The sequence below is a fragment of the Paraburkholderia acidiphila genome (genome assembly GCF_009789655.1).
GTDB classification, from domain to species: domain Bacteria; phylum Pseudomonadota; class Gammaproteobacteria; order Burkholderiales; family Burkholderiaceae; genus Paraburkholderia; species Paraburkholderia acidiphila.
Genome location: NZ_CP046910.1, coordinates 70,345 through 84,163 on the forward strand (window position 1 = coordinate 70,345; position 13,819 = coordinate 84,163).

Genomic DNA, 13,819 nt, shown 5'->3' on the forward strand with positions numbered 1-13,819 from the left:
CGGGATGGCTGGTCAGGCCACTCGGTCGGCGCAATCGTATGTCGTCTTGCGCGGCGGGGGGTGACTTTGTAATTGGAGGAAAGAGTTCAGGTAAGAATCTCGCGCAATCCTTACCTTTTCTTTCCGCAGCGCGCTATCAGGCTCATTCGTCACGCACCGGCGGCGCAAAACGCAGCGCCACGGCAATGCGGTTCCACGCATTGATATTCGCGACAGCCGCGGTCAGGAACGCCATCTGTTCGCCGGGAAATTGCCGCACAACGTCTTCGTAAAGCGCGTCGCTCACGCCTTCATGGAGCTTCGCGCTCAGCGCCTCGGTGTAAGCCAGCGCGGCGCGTTCACGCTCGCTGAAGACCTCCGGCGCTTCGTGCCAGGCGGCCACGAGATCGAGCTTGACGCGCGGTACGGCTTTTTCTCGCGCAATGTTGAGGTGGTACTGAATGCAGAAGGCACAACCGTTGATTTGCGAGGCGCGGATTTTCAGCAGCTCGGTGAGCGGCTTTTCGAGCCCGGAGGCATCGACAGCCTTGCTCATGGCGGAAAGCGCGGCGGCCACGGGGGCGGCGTCGCGCACGAAGGTTTCGTAAGGAATACGGGGGGAAGCGCTGGACATGACTGGACCTCGCGAAGTTTGGCAGTTAATATCAGAGCACGAACATCATATTCGAACTCTGACATTATGCGCAAGACAGCGAAGAAAGACCCGGCGATGAAGAGGGGCGAGCCCGCGAGCGCCATCCCGGAGGTCGGCGAAGGCAAGCGCGGCGAAGCGGGATATTTCGGCTACCTGCTGCGCCAGGCGGGCGCGGCGCATCGTTTGCGCATGGAACGCGCGCTCGACGATCTCGGCATTACGCCGCCGCAGTTCGTCGTGCTGACCATGCTGGGCGCCTACCCCGGCATTTCGGGCGCCGATCTCGCGCGGCTCGCGGCGCTCACACCGCAAACGGTGAGCGTGATCGTCACGAATCTCGAACGCAGCGGCGCGATTGTGCGCCGCCCGCACGCGGTGCATGGGCGCATTCAGCAGATCGACGTGACCGGCGAGGGCGAGGCGTTGCTCAGGCAGTGCCGCGCCCGCGTGAAGAAGCTGGAAGCGCGCATGACCGCGGGCTTCACGGCCGAAGAGGAGCAGGTGATACGGCGCTGGTTGGTGAGCGTCGCACGCGAGGACGACGCGAGCTAAGCGCTACTGCGATGCGCCTTTTTCTTGCGCGAGGCTGCACGAATGGTCGAGCAGTCCTTCCGCCGTACCCGTTCCGCCCTCGACATCGAGCCCGCTGTTCACGACGAGCCAGCCGTCGCGCTGTGCATCGGGGCCCGCGGCCGTCACGAGTATCGTCTGCACGGCCATGGTCTGCTTCGGGCCGAGATCGCGCTCGACCACGCGAAACGGGTTGTTGCGCTCCGAGAGGCTCCTCACGCGTGTGACGCGGTAGCGCGAGCCGTCGAGCGTCGTCCAGCGCCACGTGCCGGGCGCGATATCGCCATACGGCGCGAGCGCTTTTGTCATGTCGGGGCGCATGCAATCGACGTGAATGTGCAGTTGATTCTGCGTGCGGCGCTCCGATGCGTTGATCTCCAGGCCGATCTGATTGCCGGCGAGCGGCATGCCGAGTTTCGCTTGCACGAAGCGTCCTGCTCCCCATGCGCCTACCCAATACTCCGGCGCGCCGCCGTAAAGAATCTCGGGGCTCTCGATGCCGGCCACGCGGTCGGTGGGAATCACGAGATACTGCGCGCGGCCTGCGATGTCCTTGAGCACGGCATAGCGCTTCTGGAAGTCGACGGTGGTGCAGGGGCCGGGCTGGCCCTTGTCGCGCATGTTCGGCACGCACTGGCCGCCCACGACTTTCCAGAGACCGTTGGAGTCGACGGCGGAGAGGCGCACGCAGGCGCCCGTGGCGGCGAGGGCAACGACTGCCGCCGTGGCTAGGGCAAGGCGGGACATCCGCATGAATGGGGCAAGGCGCAAGGATCGCATCGGCACGAGGTGTCTGGGGTCATTCGATCAAACGCGCCGCGGTGCGAAGCCTGTAGACGTCGCGGCACGACGCAGCGCGCAGTGTAGCGCAATGCCCGTGACAGTCTCTTGCGCGAGGTTGTCGCGCCTTACTTGCGGCGCGGATGAAACGTGACCGGTTGGGTGTTCGGTGCCTCCGTTGCGGCCGGTGTCGGTCCGCACGTGCCGCAGGTGCCACAGCCATCGCCGCAATCGCCGCAATCGCCGGTCGCGCCTTTGGGCTGCGCGAAGCGCCCGAGGCGCTGCGCGAACGCGCTACGTTGCGGACGCAACAGTGTGGCGGCCAGGGCGGCCTGCACGCGCGTGGCCGTTTTCGGCGCGAGCTTGCGCAGCGTGTATGCGAGACTCGCGGCGACGAGCAGCGCGATCACCGCATATTGCGCGACAAGTCCGGCGTTCATACGAAGTGCCTCGCGATCTGATATGTGACGAACGACGCCGCATACGCCACCACGAACATATAGCCGAACGAAACCACAACGGCGCGCCACGAGCGCGTTTCGCGGCGAATCACGGCGAGCGTGGACATGCATTGCGGGGCGAACGCGAACCACACCATCAGCGAGAGGGCGCTGGCGAGCGAGAAGTTCTGCGCGAGCGTGTGGCCGAGTGCGGCGGTATCGGCGTCGCCGCTCGCCACCGAGTACACCGTGGCGAGCGCGGCCACCGCCGTTTCGCGCGCCGCGAACGCGGGGATCAGCGAAAGGCTCATCTGCCAGTTGAAGCCGAGCGGCGCGAATGGCCATTGCAGCGCGCGGCCAAGATAGCCGGCGATGGAGTAATCGATGGCGGGCAGCGTCGCGCCTGCGGGCGGCGAAGGGAACGTGGAGATGAACCACATCAGCACCGTGAGCGCGAGGATGATGCCCGTGAGGCGCTTGAGGAAGATCGCGCCGCGTTCCCACAAACCGATGGCGACATCGCGTGCGCGCGGCAGCCGGTACGAAGGCAGTTCCATGAGCAATGCGTGTTCGCGGTGGTCGCGGCGCAGCTTCTTCATGACCCAGCCCACCGCCATCGCACCCACGATGCCGGCGGCGTACAGCGCGAAGAGCACGAGGCCCTGCAGGTTGAACACGCCGAAGATCAGGCGCTGTGGAATGAACGCGCCGATCAGCAGCGCATAAACGGGCAAGCGCGCCGAGCACGTCATGAGCGGCGCGACGAGGATCGTGGCGAGCCGGTCGCGCGGGTCGGAGATGCTGCGCGTGCCCATCACGCCGGGAATCGCGCACGCGAAGCTCGACAACAGCGGAATGAACGAGCGCCCCGTGAGGCCCACGGCCACCATCAAGCGGTCGAGCAGAAAGGCCGCGCGCGGCAGATAGCCCGACTCCTCCAGCACGAGGATAAAGAAGAACAGCACGAGGATTTCCGGCAAAAAGCCGAGCACCGTGCCCACGCCGCCGAACAGCGCGTCCGTCACGAGGCTGCGCAGCGGGCCGTCGGGCAGCGCCGCACCGGCGGCCGTGCCGAGCCACGTGAAGCCGTCGGCAATGGCGTCGGTGAGCGGCTTGCCTAGCGAATACACGGCCTGGAATACGAGGAACATCACGAGCGCGAGAATCAGCGGGCCGAGCACGGGGTGCAGCGCGAAGCGGTCGATGGCGTCGTCGCGCGCGTCGGTCGCGCGCGGCATCGTCACCGCGCTTGCGAGGATGGCGCGCACCGTGCCGTGCAGGTCGTCGTTGGCCGCGGCAGGGTTCGCTCGGGTTTGCGCTGCTTCCGTTGTCGTGCGTTCGATCAGTTCGACGAGCGCTTGCGCGCCGCCACGCCGCACGGCCACGGTTTCGACCACGGGCATGCCGAGCTGGCGCGCAAGCTCGGCCACGTTCACCTCGATGCCACGGCGCTGTGCAGCGTCCATCATGTTCAGCGCAAGCACCATCGGGCGCCCCATGCGCTGCACTTCGAGCACGAAGCGCAGATGCAGGCGCAAATTCGTCGCGTCGGCCACGCAGACGATCAGATCCGGCGCGGCCTCGCCCGGATAGCGGCCGAGCAGCACGTCGCGCGTCACGCGCTCGTCGGGGCTCGTCGAGTCGAGGCTGTAAGCGCCCGGCAGATCGAGCAGTTGCACCTTGCGTCCCGAGGGCGTCGCAAATCGCCCTTCCTTGCGCTCGACCGTCACGCCCGCGTAATTGGCCACCTTCTGGCGTGCGCCGGTCAGCAGGTTGAAGAGCGCTGTCTTGCCGCAGTTGGGATTACCGACGAGCGCCACGCGCAGCGGCGTCAAAGGAATCTGGCTCATTTCGCGGTCTCCCCGCTCGCCGTCACGCTCACGCGCTGCGCTTCCGCGCGACGCAATGCAAAGCGGGTCGAGCCGATCTGCACGAGCAGCGGGTCCGCGCCCCAAGGGGCGCGCGCAACCACGCGCACGGGCTCGCCCGGAACGAAGCCGAGGTCGCGCAAACGCTGCGCGATCGGGTCAGGGGCGTGGATATCCTCGACGCGCTCCACGAGGGCGGTCGCTCCTTTGGACAGATCGGTCAGACGCATAGGTGGGGGCTTGCTTACAACGAATGAGAACCGTTCTCATTGTAGCGGCAGGGCCGTACTTGTGGCGGCAAATGGACATCGGGCCGGGTGAGCGCGGGCGGGAGACCGCGGTGGAGGCGGGGTTTCGGCAGCGTGTGCGCTTATTTGCCGCAGGCCGCATGCGGCGTGAACGCTATTTGTTATGGATTGCTAATCAAAAGCGCGATGCGCCACGTCTTCGTTGCGAGGTTGCTACGCCCTGTCAAATTTCAGGCGCGGGTAGCGTGCCCAGAATCGCTTCGAACGCGAGACCGATCGCGAGCAGTCTTCGGTCGCCGCCGGCCGGTCCGTCGAGTTCGAGCCCGACTGGCAAGCGCCCATCGATAAGGCCTGCCGGTAGCGCGAGGCCCGGAATGCCGGCGTTGCTCGCGGGGTCGGTGTTGCGCAAATACGCCTCCATCTCGTCGATCGGCGCTGCGCCGTCGATCGACACGCGAGAGGAACCGTTCAGCTCGTCGATCGGCACGGCGGCGAGCCGCGTCGTCGGAAAGAGCAGCGCGTCGAGACCGCTGGCGGAGAAGGTCTGCGCATAGAGCTGTTGCAGGCGCGGCCGCCACACCGTCATTGCGCCGTGGTAGTCGCCGCCGCGTGCGTCGCTGAGCACGGCGTCGTAGGCCGCGCGCACGTCGGGGCTCGCAATACGCGCGGCGACCTCGGCCACGGTTTGCGCGCTTGCATGGTTCGCAACGAGCCACGCGGCGAGATCCTCAAGCGGCTCGTGGAGCGCGATCGCGTAGCTCACGCGGTCGTTCAGCGCGAGCAGCTCGCTCATTTCGACAGGCACGAGCGTGACGCCCGCCGCTTCGAGCTTCGCGAGCGCGACGCGCGCCACATCCTCGAGCGCCGCCTCGAGGCCTTCCCACAGCGGCGCGGGCAAGCCGATGCGCAGGTTCGTCACGGCGGCCGGCGAGAGCGGACCGTGCCCTGTGATCACGGCGTCGAGCAGCGCGACATCGGCTACCGTACGCCCCATCGGACCGACCGTGTCGCGCGTATGGCTGATCGGCACGACGGCTTGCGGGTCGTGATAGCGGCGTTGCGTGCCGCCGTCGCCCACGCTCGGGCGCAAACCGACGATGCCGCACAACGCGGCGGGGATGCGCGTAGAGCCGCCGGTGTCCGTGCCGAGCCCGGCGGGCACGATACGCGCCGCGATGGCGGCGGCCGTCCCGCCCGAAGAGCCGCCGGGAATTCGTTCGGGATCCCAGGGGTTGCGTACGGGCCCTGCATGCGGCGCGAGATTCGTGCTGGTGATGCCGAATGCAAGCTCGTGCATATTGGCTTTGCCGAGCAAGATCGCGCCGGCGTCGACGAGGCGCTGCACCGAAGGCGCATGACGCGCGGGCAGGAAGCCTTCGAGCGCGGGCGTGCCCGCCGAGGTTTGCAGCCCGCGCGTATTGATGTTGTCCTTCACGGCCACGGGCAGCCCCGCGAGCGGCAGACGCGCGCGCTCGCCGGGTGTAAGCGCGTCGATACGTTGCGCAGCGGCGAGCGCGCCTTCCACGTCGAGCACGGTGAAGGCGTTGAGATTGGAGAGCGCTTGCGCGCGCGCGAGCAGTGTGGCGACGTAGTCGGCGGCCTTCAGTTGTCCTGCGTGGATGGCCTCGACGGCTTGCGTCGCGCTCAGTTCCAGTTGCTGGTCGACAGTCCAGGTCATGCAGCGTTCTCCTCATGCGGCCATGCGGCCATGCCAACAACGCGTGAGACGGTGTAGCGCTACTTCTTCAGGAAGCGCAGCGCGAAGCGCGCGAGCGTGGGCACGAGCGTTGGCCGTAAAAGGCGCGCGTCGTAGCCGCTCATGCGCGCGTCGTTTTCCTCGAGGCAGAGTTCGATCATCTCGCGCGGTTCGAGCGAGTCGCCCAGCACCTCGCGGTTCGCGGGCAGGAAGTTCGAGTCGCGCGCGTTGCCGCTGGCGTCGATCCCTCGCGCGATCGCGAGCCGCTCCCACACCAGCATGAACCAGATCGCGGCGACGCGCACGGCGTGCCACGGCCTGCGCCACCAGGGCATGGTCTTGCGATACCACGCCACCCAGTTGATGAAGAAGAGGATATGGCGCGCCTCTTCCTGGATCACGGGCTCGAAGGTTTCGACGAGGTCTGCCGGAAAAAAGCCCGAGCGCTGCGCCGAGCGAAACAGGCCGAACGCGAAGAAGCTGTCGATGCACTCGCTATAGCCCGTGAACATCCACGCCCATTCCGCCTTTTTGGGCGGCGGGTATGCGGGTTCCGGCGCAAGTTCGATGCCGTACGCCTGCACGAGGTGCGAGAGCACGACCTTGTGGCGCGCCTCCTCGGCGGCGTCCATTTCGATCGCTTCGCGCAGCAGCGGGTCGTTCAGCGTTTGCGCGTAAGTCTTCACGCGAATCGAGGCGCGGCCCTCGGTCTGCACCGCAATGTCCCAGATCGGCAGCGATGTGAGGCACCCGAGCGCGTCGGGCTCGAGCTTTGGCCAGTCGAGCACGGCCGGGCGGTACGGATCGTGGGTATCGAGCAGCATCCGGCAGAACATCTTGCGGTGTTCGTCCGATCCGATCTTGATGCGCCCTGGCGTGGCGTGAGTCCAGTGCCGCAGCGCGGCGTCCTGCTCGGAGACGAAAGCTGCGCCTTCGTCCGGATGCGTCAGGGTTTCGGACATGAGCATCTACGTTTGAACGGGGTATGACTCCTATTCTGTCACAACCGTAAGGAAGCATGCGCGCTCACGCGCAGCGGCGCTGCTGATCGATCCACATGCGCGCCCAGCGGCAGGCGTAGGCGAGCGCGTGTCTTTCTTCGAAGAAGTAATCGAGTTCGTCGAACGAATATTGCGCGCCCGGCTGCGTGCCAATGGTGAGATTGGCGGCGAAAAGGCCGTTCGGGAGTTGCTGCGCGCTGGGGGCGACGACGTAGCCTTTGTAGCGTAATGGAGTGTTCATGGCCGCGCTTCCTGCTGATCGACTGCTGATTTGCTCGGGTTCTCTTTCTGGGTGGCGCGTGTGTTTCGCTGGCCACTCACTGTGCCGACACAGGCCAGCGTACGGGCCGCCATGTGTCGATGGAACCAATCTTTCGTCGCAAGCAAATCACATGCGGCCTGAAACGGTCAGCAGAATGATCCGGATGAGGCGAGGGGTGAATCCGGCTTCAATGTGGACCGGACGATAGGCGCAGTCTGTGGGATGGCGCACGCGATGCGCGCCATGCGACATGCGCAATGTGGGTTAGGGAACGTTTCCCGCGCCGCGCGCGCGGCGGCGGGCGGGTAGGTGGGCCGGGGCGCTCAGGTAGTGTCTCAGGCAGCGTCTCGCGCAGCCCATCAGACGGTGTCAGACAGCGAGGCTCAGGCGCTTTTCGGTGCGCGGTGCGTTGGCGGCCTGTGCGCTTCCAACGCCGTTTACGGTGCTGGCAAACGGCGCTCCATGCTGGCTCTCGTTGCCGAACGCGAGTGCGAACTGCGCCGCCTGGCGGCCGACCGTGGCGAGCTGTTCGGCGACCTTCGCGTCGGAGCACTGCTGCGCGCTTTCGAAGCGCGTTTCGAGCGTGTTGATGCCCGCGCCGAACGGCGTGGGCCAGCCGCGCAGCGCGTGCACGATCGAGCGCAGCGAGGTCAGCACGGAGCCCGCCGCCTGCCAGCCATAGGCCGTGACGATGCAGCCCACGGCACGGCCGTCCAGGTAGGGGCGCCGGTCTGCGCGCAGTTCTTCGAGCGTGTCGAGCGCGTTCTTCACGAGCCCGGAAACGCCGCCGTGATAGCCGGGCGTCGCGATGATCACAGCGTCGGCGGCGCGCACGGCTTCGATCAGCTCGAGCTGGGCATCGGTGCGCGTGGGGTCTTCGGGCGCGTAGTGAGGCAGCGTGTGCAGGAACGTGCCGCCGAACAATTGCGTGCGCGCACCGGCCTCTTCGGCACCGCGCAGCGCGAAAGCGAGCGCGCGCTCGGTCGACGAAGCGGCGCGCGTCGTGCCGCCAATGCCCACCACGAGCGGGCGGCGTTGCGATTCGGAATGGCTCAAGGGGACTCCTGAAATGCGATGAGGCCTGGCTTGCGCGTGAACGGGCAACGCAGCCACGAAACCTGGAAAGGGTCATCTTAGAGAGCGCGTCGCGTGGCGCGAAACGACTTTTTGTTCTAACCATATGCCGGCAGCGCTACATTGCGCTGCGCCATGAGGCCCGAAATGCATATGCGAAACCATTGGTTGGACGCGCGCTGGGCCATGGCTAAGATGAACCCGTCTCCTCCATGACATCTCCTTGACATGGGATTCGGCCCCGCACCTCTCCGGTGACGGGGCTGTTTTTTTCTGGAGACGGGAAACTGGGCGGCGCATCGAACGGGTCGAGGCCAGGATCGCGGCGGGTTCGCGCCGCGCGGTATGTCGCGCTATGTGCTGCGCAGTGTGTTGCTGCTCAATGCGGCCGCGGGCTGGCTCATACGGTGAGCACGTTGCCGTCGGGGCCGATTTGCGGCGGAATTTCCGGCAGGGTTCCGTTGCCAGGCGCGGTGCGCACGGGCGCGCCCGGCGTGGCCGGCAGCGTGGGCGCGGGCTCGCGTACGGCCGGTTCGGCGACCTTGCGGGTGGTGAGTTTGTCGGCGGAGGCCAGCTTGTGCTTCGTGCCGTGATGCGCCTTCTTGCCGGCATTGCCCGCATGCGCCGAGGGCGTGCGCGCTTCCGGCGGATTCCAGATCTCGATGTAGTGTTCCCCGGCGAGCGCGGTGGACGCGAGGACGCCCAGCAAGGTCCCCGTGATGAAGAATCGCACGTCGTGTTCTCCGTTTCGATGTACAGGCCGGGGCCGCGCCAGGCAGCAAGGCGCAATGGGGCGGCATCAACCGGTACCGCGCCGGCGGCGGCGACCGGGTGGCACGAACGGCCGGCTGCCACGCACTGTACATTCATACAGGCGCTTATGCAAACGTTTCACGACGCGCCGCGGGCGATCTGTTGCATGGGCGCGCCGCGGCCCGGCGGGGCGCCCGAACGGGCTTGCGACGGTGCTGAATCTGGGGTGGGCGGGCGTTTCAGGCGTCGAGCGCGGCCCGGTTTTGCGTAGCTGCGCCGTCTGCCGTCGAGCCAGACGCGGCCGGCCCGTGGGCGCCGAGCCAGCGCCCGTAGCTGCGCGGCGAAAACGCGAGCGTGAGCACGATCATCGCGCTGATCGATACAGCGAGCATGATCCATGCGCCCCTAAAGCCGCCCGTGAGGTCGCGCACGCGTCCGGCGACGATGGGAGCGAGCGCGGCGATCACGAAGCCCAGACCCTGAACGAACGCGACGAGCCGTGCGGCCACGCGATGGTCGGACGAATGGTCGAGCGCGGTGACGAGCGTGACCGAGAACACGCCGCCGAGCCCGGAGCCCGCTGCCGCGACCCACAACAGCGGCGCAGCCTCGGGCCACGCGGCGAGGCCGATCACGCCGAACAGCTGGGCGCACAGACCCAGAACGAGCCACGGGCGTCTGTCTGTGAACGCCGCTGCGGCAAGCGGCAGGAGCAACGCGCTCGCGGCCTGGAACACGGTCATCGCGGCGAGCAGCGAACCGCTGGCGGCGACGCTCGCGCCGTGTTGCTGATAGTAGGCGGGCAGCCATGCGACGAGACTCGTGTAGCCACCGTTGACGAGCCCGAAATGCAGTCCGAGCGTCCACGCCCGGCGCTTGCGCCAGACGGGTACCGTTGCCGCTTTGACGTGCTCCTGCGAGGGCACGGCGGCGGCCTGCTGTGCGCGCCGGGCGCCGCCGATCCCGCCGTTCAACGTCCCCCAGATCGCGAGGGCGGCCAGCGCGGGCAGCGCCCACACGGCGAGCCCCGCATGCCACGAACCGCTGACGCGCGCGACGAGCGGGCTCAGGCTCGCGCCGAGCCCGCCGCCGCCCATGATCGACGCCGAGAATAGCCCCATTGCGAGCGGCACCCGCGCGGCGAAGCGCTGCTTCATGACGGCGGGCAGCAGCGCCTGGATGGCCGCGACGCCCGCGCCGGCCGCGGCCGCCGTGAGCATGAGCGCGCCGCCGCTGGCGGCGAACGCACGGGCCGCGCATGCGGCGGCAATCGCCACGAGCCCGAGCGCGACGCCGCGCGTCTCGCCGAGCCGGCGCGCGAGCAGGTTGGCGCCGAACGCGCCTAGCCCCATCGCGACGACGGGCAGGCTCGTGAGCAGCGAAGCGCCGTAGAAGCTCAGGCCGGTCTCGTTGCGAATGGTGGTCATGAGCGGGCTGATCGAGGTGAGCAGCGGCCGCAGATTCAGGCCGATGGCGACGATCGCGGCATACCACGCGAGCACGCTGGCCGACTCGCCGGACGCCGTCTGGGAACGAATGGAGCGGTTTTGAGGGTTCAATGCGGTCAACCTTTTTACTGCTTCGTGGTTGACCATTATACAAAATAATTGTCAACAATCTGACGTGACCCGCTATGCCCGGCATGGGCAATCGAGTATGCGGGCGGCGCTATACCGCCGCGCCATGCCGCTCGCTACAATGCGACCTGACCCAGCCCCACCTAGATAGCGCGCGTTTTCATGGCCCAATCCTCCCGCCTCGCTTCGCCCCGCGACACCGAAGAACCGTCCGATGTCGAAGCGCATGTCTATGCGTCGATTTCTTCCGCGCTGCTGGAGGGTAAGCTCGCGCCGGGTCAGCAACTGGTGGAGCGCGAGCTCGCGGCGGCGTTCGGCTGCACGCGCGGCGCGCTGCGCAAGGTGCTGGCACGCCTCGGCTACGAGGGCAAGCTCGTGCTCGAACCCAATCGCGGCGCATTCGTTCCGTCGCCCTCGGAGGACGACATCCGCGCCGTGTACCGCGCGCGCCAGGTGGCCGAAGCGGGCGTAATGGTGAGCCTGTGCGGCAAGCTCGATGCCGCGATGCGGCGCAAGCTTGCGGCCCATGTACGCAGCGAGAAAAAGGCGTTGCGCGAGGCGCGGGTCGACGACGCGGTGCGTCTCGCGGGGCAGTTTCATTTGCTGCTGACCGAGCAGGCGGGTGGCGCCGCGCTCGTGGATGCGCTGGCGCAGCTGGTCGCGAAAACGGAGCTTTACAAGGCGTTGTTCGATCCGTCGAAGGCGTCGATGTGCGCGCCCGACGAGCACGCGCAGATCATCGAGGCGCTCGAAGCGGGCGACCTGACGGCTGCGCTCGCCACGATGCGCGCGCATCTGGCCGAGCTGGAAGAGCGGGTGGTGCGGCAGGCGCGTGCGCGCGCCGGGCGCGATCTCAAGGCAGTGTTCGCGGATCTCGCGAACAGTTGAGCCTTCAGGGTAAGCGTCAGCCTGCGCCTACGCGCCGGCGCAACTCCTTCGAAGCCGCGAGCGGAATGCGCGCATCGTCCCATGTGGCGAGCCATTCGACCTCTTTCGCGGCGAACACCTGACCATGATTGCGCAGCGCGTACTGCAATGAATCGATGACGTGATTGCGGATGATTTCGGGCGTATGCGGGTCGTCGAGGACGATACGCAACGCTTCGAGCGTGGCCATTGTGCGGCTCCGGCGAAGGTGGCAACCGCAACGTTATCTCACGACAAAAAAGCAAGGCAAAAATAGCGCTTGCCGGGCGGGAAACACTGCCCGGCTCCGGCGCCTCAATGACGCGTGCGCTTGAAGATCTCGTACTCCTCGGCGATGGCCCGCGCAACGGCGGGCCGCTCGCGCACGCGTTGGGCATAGGTCGCAATGGCTGGCCATTGCGACACATCGATGCCCACGTACGGCGCCCAGTTCAGCACGGTCACGAGATAGGCGTCCGCCACGCTGAACTCGTCGAGCAGGAACGTGCGCGATTCGAGGTGATGCGCCAGCAGATCGAAGCGGCGCGGGACTTTGCCGCGCGCATATTCCTTGACGGCTTCGTCGACGTCCTTGCCGAGCAACGGCACGAACACGGCCTTATGCAGTTCGGTGCCGATGAAGCCCAGCCAGTGATGCAAGCTCGCGCGTTCACGCGTGCCGGCTGGCGGGGCGAGCCGCGCTTCGGGAAAGCGATCGGCCACCCACGGCAGCACCGCAGAGTTTTCGGTGAGCGTCCAGCCGTCGTCCTCGCGCAGCACCGGCACCTGGCCGAGTGGGTTGACGGCAAAGAAGTCGCCGCCTTCGGCGAGCTGCTTCGTGAGCGTATCGACCTGAATGTAGCGGGCCTGCGCGCCTGCCTCGTAGAGCGCGATGCGTGTGGCGAGCGAGCACGCCAACGGGGCGAAATACAGATCCATCGTCATCCTCCGTTACTGTTTTTCGGGTTCTTCGAGTTTTGTACTATAGTGAACAAAAATCGACGATCCAATATTTATATGCAATCCAGTACAAAAAAGGATAGCCGTCCGCGTGGACGCCCGCGCGCCTACGATCCGGAGCAGGCGCTGGCCCGCGTGCGCGACACGTTCTGGCGCAACGGCTACACGGGCACGTCGCTCGACGACCTCAGCGAGGCGACTGGCATGAACCGGCCGAGCCTGTATGGCGCATTCGGCGACAAGCACGCGCTCTATCTGCAAACCATGGAGCACTACGTGGAGGCGGGGCGCGCGGCGATGGAGTCCGCGCTCGACGCTGCATTGCCGCTGCGCGAGGCGCTGATGCGCGTATTCGACGGCGCGCTCGGCTGGTATTTCCCGGCGCACGACGCGGCGCGCGGCTGCCTGCTGATCGGCACGGCGGCGGTGGAAGCCGTCAACGACGACGCGGTGCGCGAGCGTCTTGCCGCGGGATTGCGCACGTTCGACAAGGCGTTCGAGCGGCGCCTGCGCACTGCGCTCGCGCAAGGCGAGCTGCCGCCCAATGCCAGCGCGCCGATGCTTGCGCGCCTCGCGTCGGCGGTATTGCACAGCATGGCGCTGCGCGCGCGGGCCGGCGATTCGCGGGCCTCGCTGCGCGCCATGGCAGTGGCGGGCGTGACGCTGATCTGCGGCGAAGCGCCGGTTGCGACCGATGCGCGCGCGGCGCGGCGGCGCTCGAAGTGACATCACGCTGAACGCCGTTCGACGGCGCTGCGGCACCGGTCCGCACGCCGCTTTCCCTTGTTACACTGGCGCAGTCGCGCAGGGACCGCTTGCGCACTCGAAGAGGGGAACACGATGGTGCGCTACAGGCACTACAAGGGTGGCATTTACGAACTGGTCTGCGAGGCGACGCTCGAATCGGATCCTTCCGTCACGATGGTCGTGTATCGCGCGGCGAACGGTACGATCTGGACGCGACCCTCTACGGTGTTCTTCGAACTCGTCGAGCACGAAGGCGGCCTCGTGCCGCGCTTCGCGCCCGTCAACTGATATCTTCCGGACTTG

Annotated in this window: 17 protein-coding genes; 4 read left to right on the top strand and 13 right to left on the bottom strand. The window is 66.9% G+C overall.

All coding sequences use genetic code 11. The features are described 5' to 3' along the window. Positions 1 to 142 precede the first annotated feature (142 nt). The gene (locus FAZ97_RS14775) at positions 143 to 613 is read right to left on the bottom strand and encodes a carboxymuconolactone decarboxylase family protein (RefSeq protein ID WP_158759237.1); all 471 of its coding nucleotides are present in this window, start codon (positions 611 to 613) and stop codon (positions 143 to 145) included. Between the two features lie 96 nt (positions 614 to 709). Between FAZ97_RS14775 and FAZ97_RS14780 the strand changes: the two genes are divergently transcribed. Then, complete coding sequence (locus FAZ97_RS14780) at positions 710 to 1,186, top strand: MarR family winged helix-turn-helix transcriptional regulator (protein WP_233271756.1); 477 nt, start codon at positions 710 to 712, stop codon at positions 1,184 to 1,186. Positions 1,187 to 1,189: 3 nt separating this feature from the next. Here the strand turns inward: FAZ97_RS14780 and FAZ97_RS14785 are convergent, their stop codons facing one another. The 10 genes from FAZ97_RS14785 to FAZ97_RS14830 form a co-directional block, all read right to left on the bottom strand. Beyond that, entirely contained in the window at positions 1,190 to 1,951 is a 762-nt protein-coding gene (locus tag FAZ97_RS14785) for a CDP-diacylglycerol diphosphatase (protein ID WP_233271757.1), read from the bottom strand. A gap of 161 nt (positions 1,952 to 2,112) precedes the next feature. Next, positions 2,113 to 2,424, bottom strand: coding sequence for a DUF6587 family protein (locus tag FAZ97_RS14790; RefSeq protein ID WP_158759239.1), 312 nt, complete (start codon positions 2,422 to 2,424; stop codon positions 2,113 to 2,115). Next, entirely contained in the window at positions 2,421 to 4,274 is a 1,854-nt protein-coding gene (feoB, locus tag FAZ97_RS14795; protein ID WP_199272130.1) for a ferrous iron transporter B, read from the bottom strand. The genes FAZ97_RS14790 and feoB overlap by 4 nt, the downstream gene beginning before the upstream one ends. Then, complete coding sequence (locus FAZ97_RS14800) at positions 4,271 to 4,522, bottom strand: FeoA family protein (protein ID WP_158759240.1); 252 nt, start codon at positions 4,520 to 4,522, stop codon at positions 4,271 to 4,273. Before FAZ97_RS14800 ends, feoB begins: the two co-directional genes overlap by 4 nt. A 241-nt stretch (positions 4,523 to 4,763) precedes the next feature. Then, positions 4,764 to 6,218 (bottom strand): indoleacetamide hydrolase, encoded by a 1,455-nt coding sequence (gene iaaH / locus FAZ97_RS14805; RefSeq protein ID WP_158759241.1) that lies wholly within the window; start codon positions 6,216 to 6,218, stop codon positions 4,764 to 4,766. 59 nt (positions 6,219 to 6,277) lie between these two features. After that, on the bottom strand, positions 6,278 to 7,198 hold the full coding sequence (locus tag FAZ97_RS14810) for a ferritin-like domain-containing protein (RefSeq protein ID WP_158759242.1): 921 nt from the start codon (positions 7,196 to 7,198) through the stop codon (positions 6,278 to 6,280). Between the two features lie 64 nt (positions 7,199 to 7,262). Beyond that, the gene (locus FAZ97_RS14815) at positions 7,263 to 7,478 is read right to left on the bottom strand and encodes a transcriptional regulator (RefSeq protein ID WP_158759243.1); all 216 of its coding nucleotides are present in this window, start codon (positions 7,476 to 7,478) and stop codon (positions 7,263 to 7,265) included. A 390-nt stretch (positions 7,479 to 7,868) separates the two neighbouring features. Beyond that, positions 7,869 to 8,555 carry an NADPH-dependent FMN reductase gene (locus FAZ97_RS14820; RefSeq protein WP_158759244.1) on the bottom strand — a complete coding sequence of 229 codons (687 nt, stop codon included), beginning with the start codon at positions 8,553 to 8,555 and terminating at the stop codon, positions 7,869 to 7,871. Positions 8,556 to 8,973: 418 nt separating this feature from the next. Then, positions 8,974 to 9,306, bottom strand: coding sequence for a hypothetical protein (locus FAZ97_RS14825; protein WP_158759245.1), 333 nt, complete (start codon positions 9,304 to 9,306; stop codon positions 8,974 to 8,976). Positions 9,307 to 9,565: 259 nt separating this feature from the next. Then, positions 9,566 to 10,864: a cyanate transporter gene (locus tag FAZ97_RS14830; protein WP_233271842.1), complete on the bottom strand. Its 1,299-nt coding sequence runs from the start codon at positions 10,862 to 10,864 to the stop codon at positions 9,566 to 9,568. 201 nt (positions 10,865 to 11,065) lie between these two features. On the opposite strand from FAZ97_RS14830, the gene FAZ97_RS14835 reads away from it, so the two are divergent. Continuing rightward, positions 11,066 to 11,791, top strand: a complete 726-nt coding sequence (locus FAZ97_RS14835) for a GntR family transcriptional regulator (RefSeq protein ID WP_158759247.1) — start codon at positions 11,066 to 11,068, stop codon at positions 11,789 to 11,791. A 16-nt stretch (positions 11,792 to 11,807) separates the two neighbouring features. Here FAZ97_RS14835 and FAZ97_RS14840 read toward each other — a convergent pair whose 3' ends face one another. Further along, positions 11,808 to 12,020: a hypothetical protein gene (locus tag FAZ97_RS14840; protein WP_158759248.1), complete on the bottom strand. Its 213-nt coding sequence runs from the start codon at positions 12,018 to 12,020 to the stop codon at positions 11,808 to 11,810. A 104-nt stretch (positions 12,021 to 12,124) separates the two neighbouring features. Next, on the bottom strand, positions 12,125 to 12,748 hold the full coding sequence (locus tag FAZ97_RS14845) for a glutathione binding-like protein (protein ID WP_158759249.1): 624 nt from the start codon (positions 12,746 to 12,748) through the stop codon (positions 12,125 to 12,127). A 78-nt stretch (positions 12,749 to 12,826) separates the two neighbouring features. Between FAZ97_RS14845 and FAZ97_RS14850 the strand changes: the two genes are divergently transcribed. Together FAZ97_RS14850 and FAZ97_RS14855 are read left to right on the top strand one after the other, a co-directional pair. Further along, complete coding sequence (locus FAZ97_RS14850; protein WP_158759250.1) at positions 12,827 to 13,495, top strand: TetR/AcrR family transcriptional regulator; 669 nt, start codon at positions 12,827 to 12,829, stop codon at positions 13,493 to 13,495. 114 nt (positions 13,496 to 13,609) lie between these two features. Continuing rightward, positions 13,610 to 13,804 (top strand): DUF1653 domain-containing protein, encoded by a 195-nt coding sequence (locus FAZ97_RS14855; protein ID WP_158759251.1) that lies wholly within the window; start codon positions 13,610 to 13,612, stop codon positions 13,802 to 13,804. Positions 13,805 to 13,819 lie beyond the last annotated feature (15 nt).

Bases quoted from the DNA above. Each gene is read 5' to 3' on its own strand.
- FAZ97_RS14775 (WP_158759237.1), bottom strand. From the start codon at position 613: ATGTCCAGCGCTTCCCCCCGTATTCCTTACGAAACCTTCGTGCGCGAC.
- FAZ97_RS14780 (WP_233271756.1), top strand. From the start codon at position 710: ATGAAGAGGGGCGAGCCCGCGAGCGCCATCCCGGAGGTCGGCGAAGGC.
- FAZ97_RS14785 (WP_233271757.1), bottom strand. From the start codon at position 1,951: ATGTCCCGCCTTGCCCTAGCCACGGCGGCAGTCGTTGCCCTCGCCGCC.
- FAZ97_RS14790 (WP_158759239.1), bottom strand. From the start codon at position 2,424: ATGAACGCCGGACTTGTCGCGCAATATGCGGTGATCGCGCTGCTCGTC.
- feoB (WP_199272130.1), bottom strand. From the start codon at position 4,274: ATGAGCCAGATTCCTTTGACGCCGCTGCGCGTGGCGCTCGTCGGTAAT.
- FAZ97_RS14800 (WP_158759240.1), bottom strand. From the start codon at position 4,522: ATGCGTCTGACCGATCTGTCCAAAGGAGCGACCGCCCTCGTGGAGCGC.
- iaaH (WP_158759241.1), bottom strand. From the start codon at position 6,218: ATGACCTGGACTGTCGACCAGCAACTGGAACTGAGCGCGACGCAAGCC.
- FAZ97_RS14810 (WP_158759242.1), bottom strand. From the start codon at position 7,198: ATGTCCGAAACCCTGACGCATCCGGACGAAGGCGCAGCTTTCGTCTCC.
- FAZ97_RS14815 (WP_158759243.1), bottom strand. From the start codon at position 7,478: ATGAACACTCCATTACGCTACAAAGGCTACGTCGTCGCCCCCAGCGCG.
- FAZ97_RS14835 (WP_158759247.1), top strand. From the start codon at position 11,066: ATGGCCCAATCCTCCCGCCTCGCTTCGCCCCGCGACACCGAAGAACCG.
- FAZ97_RS14840 (WP_158759248.1), bottom strand. From the start codon at position 12,020: ATGGCCACGCTCGAAGCGTTGCGTATCGTCCTCGACGACCCGCATACG.
- FAZ97_RS14845 (WP_158759249.1), bottom strand. From the start codon at position 12,748: ATGGATCTGTATTTCGCCCCGTTGGCGTGCTCGCTCGCCACACGCATC.
- FAZ97_RS14850 (WP_158759250.1), top strand. From the start codon at position 12,827: ATGCAATCCAGTACAAAAAAGGATAGCCGTCCGCGTGGACGCCCGCGC.
- FAZ97_RS14855 (WP_158759251.1), top strand. From the start codon at position 13,610: ATGGTGCGCTACAGGCACTACAAGGGTGGCATTTACGAACTGGTCTGC.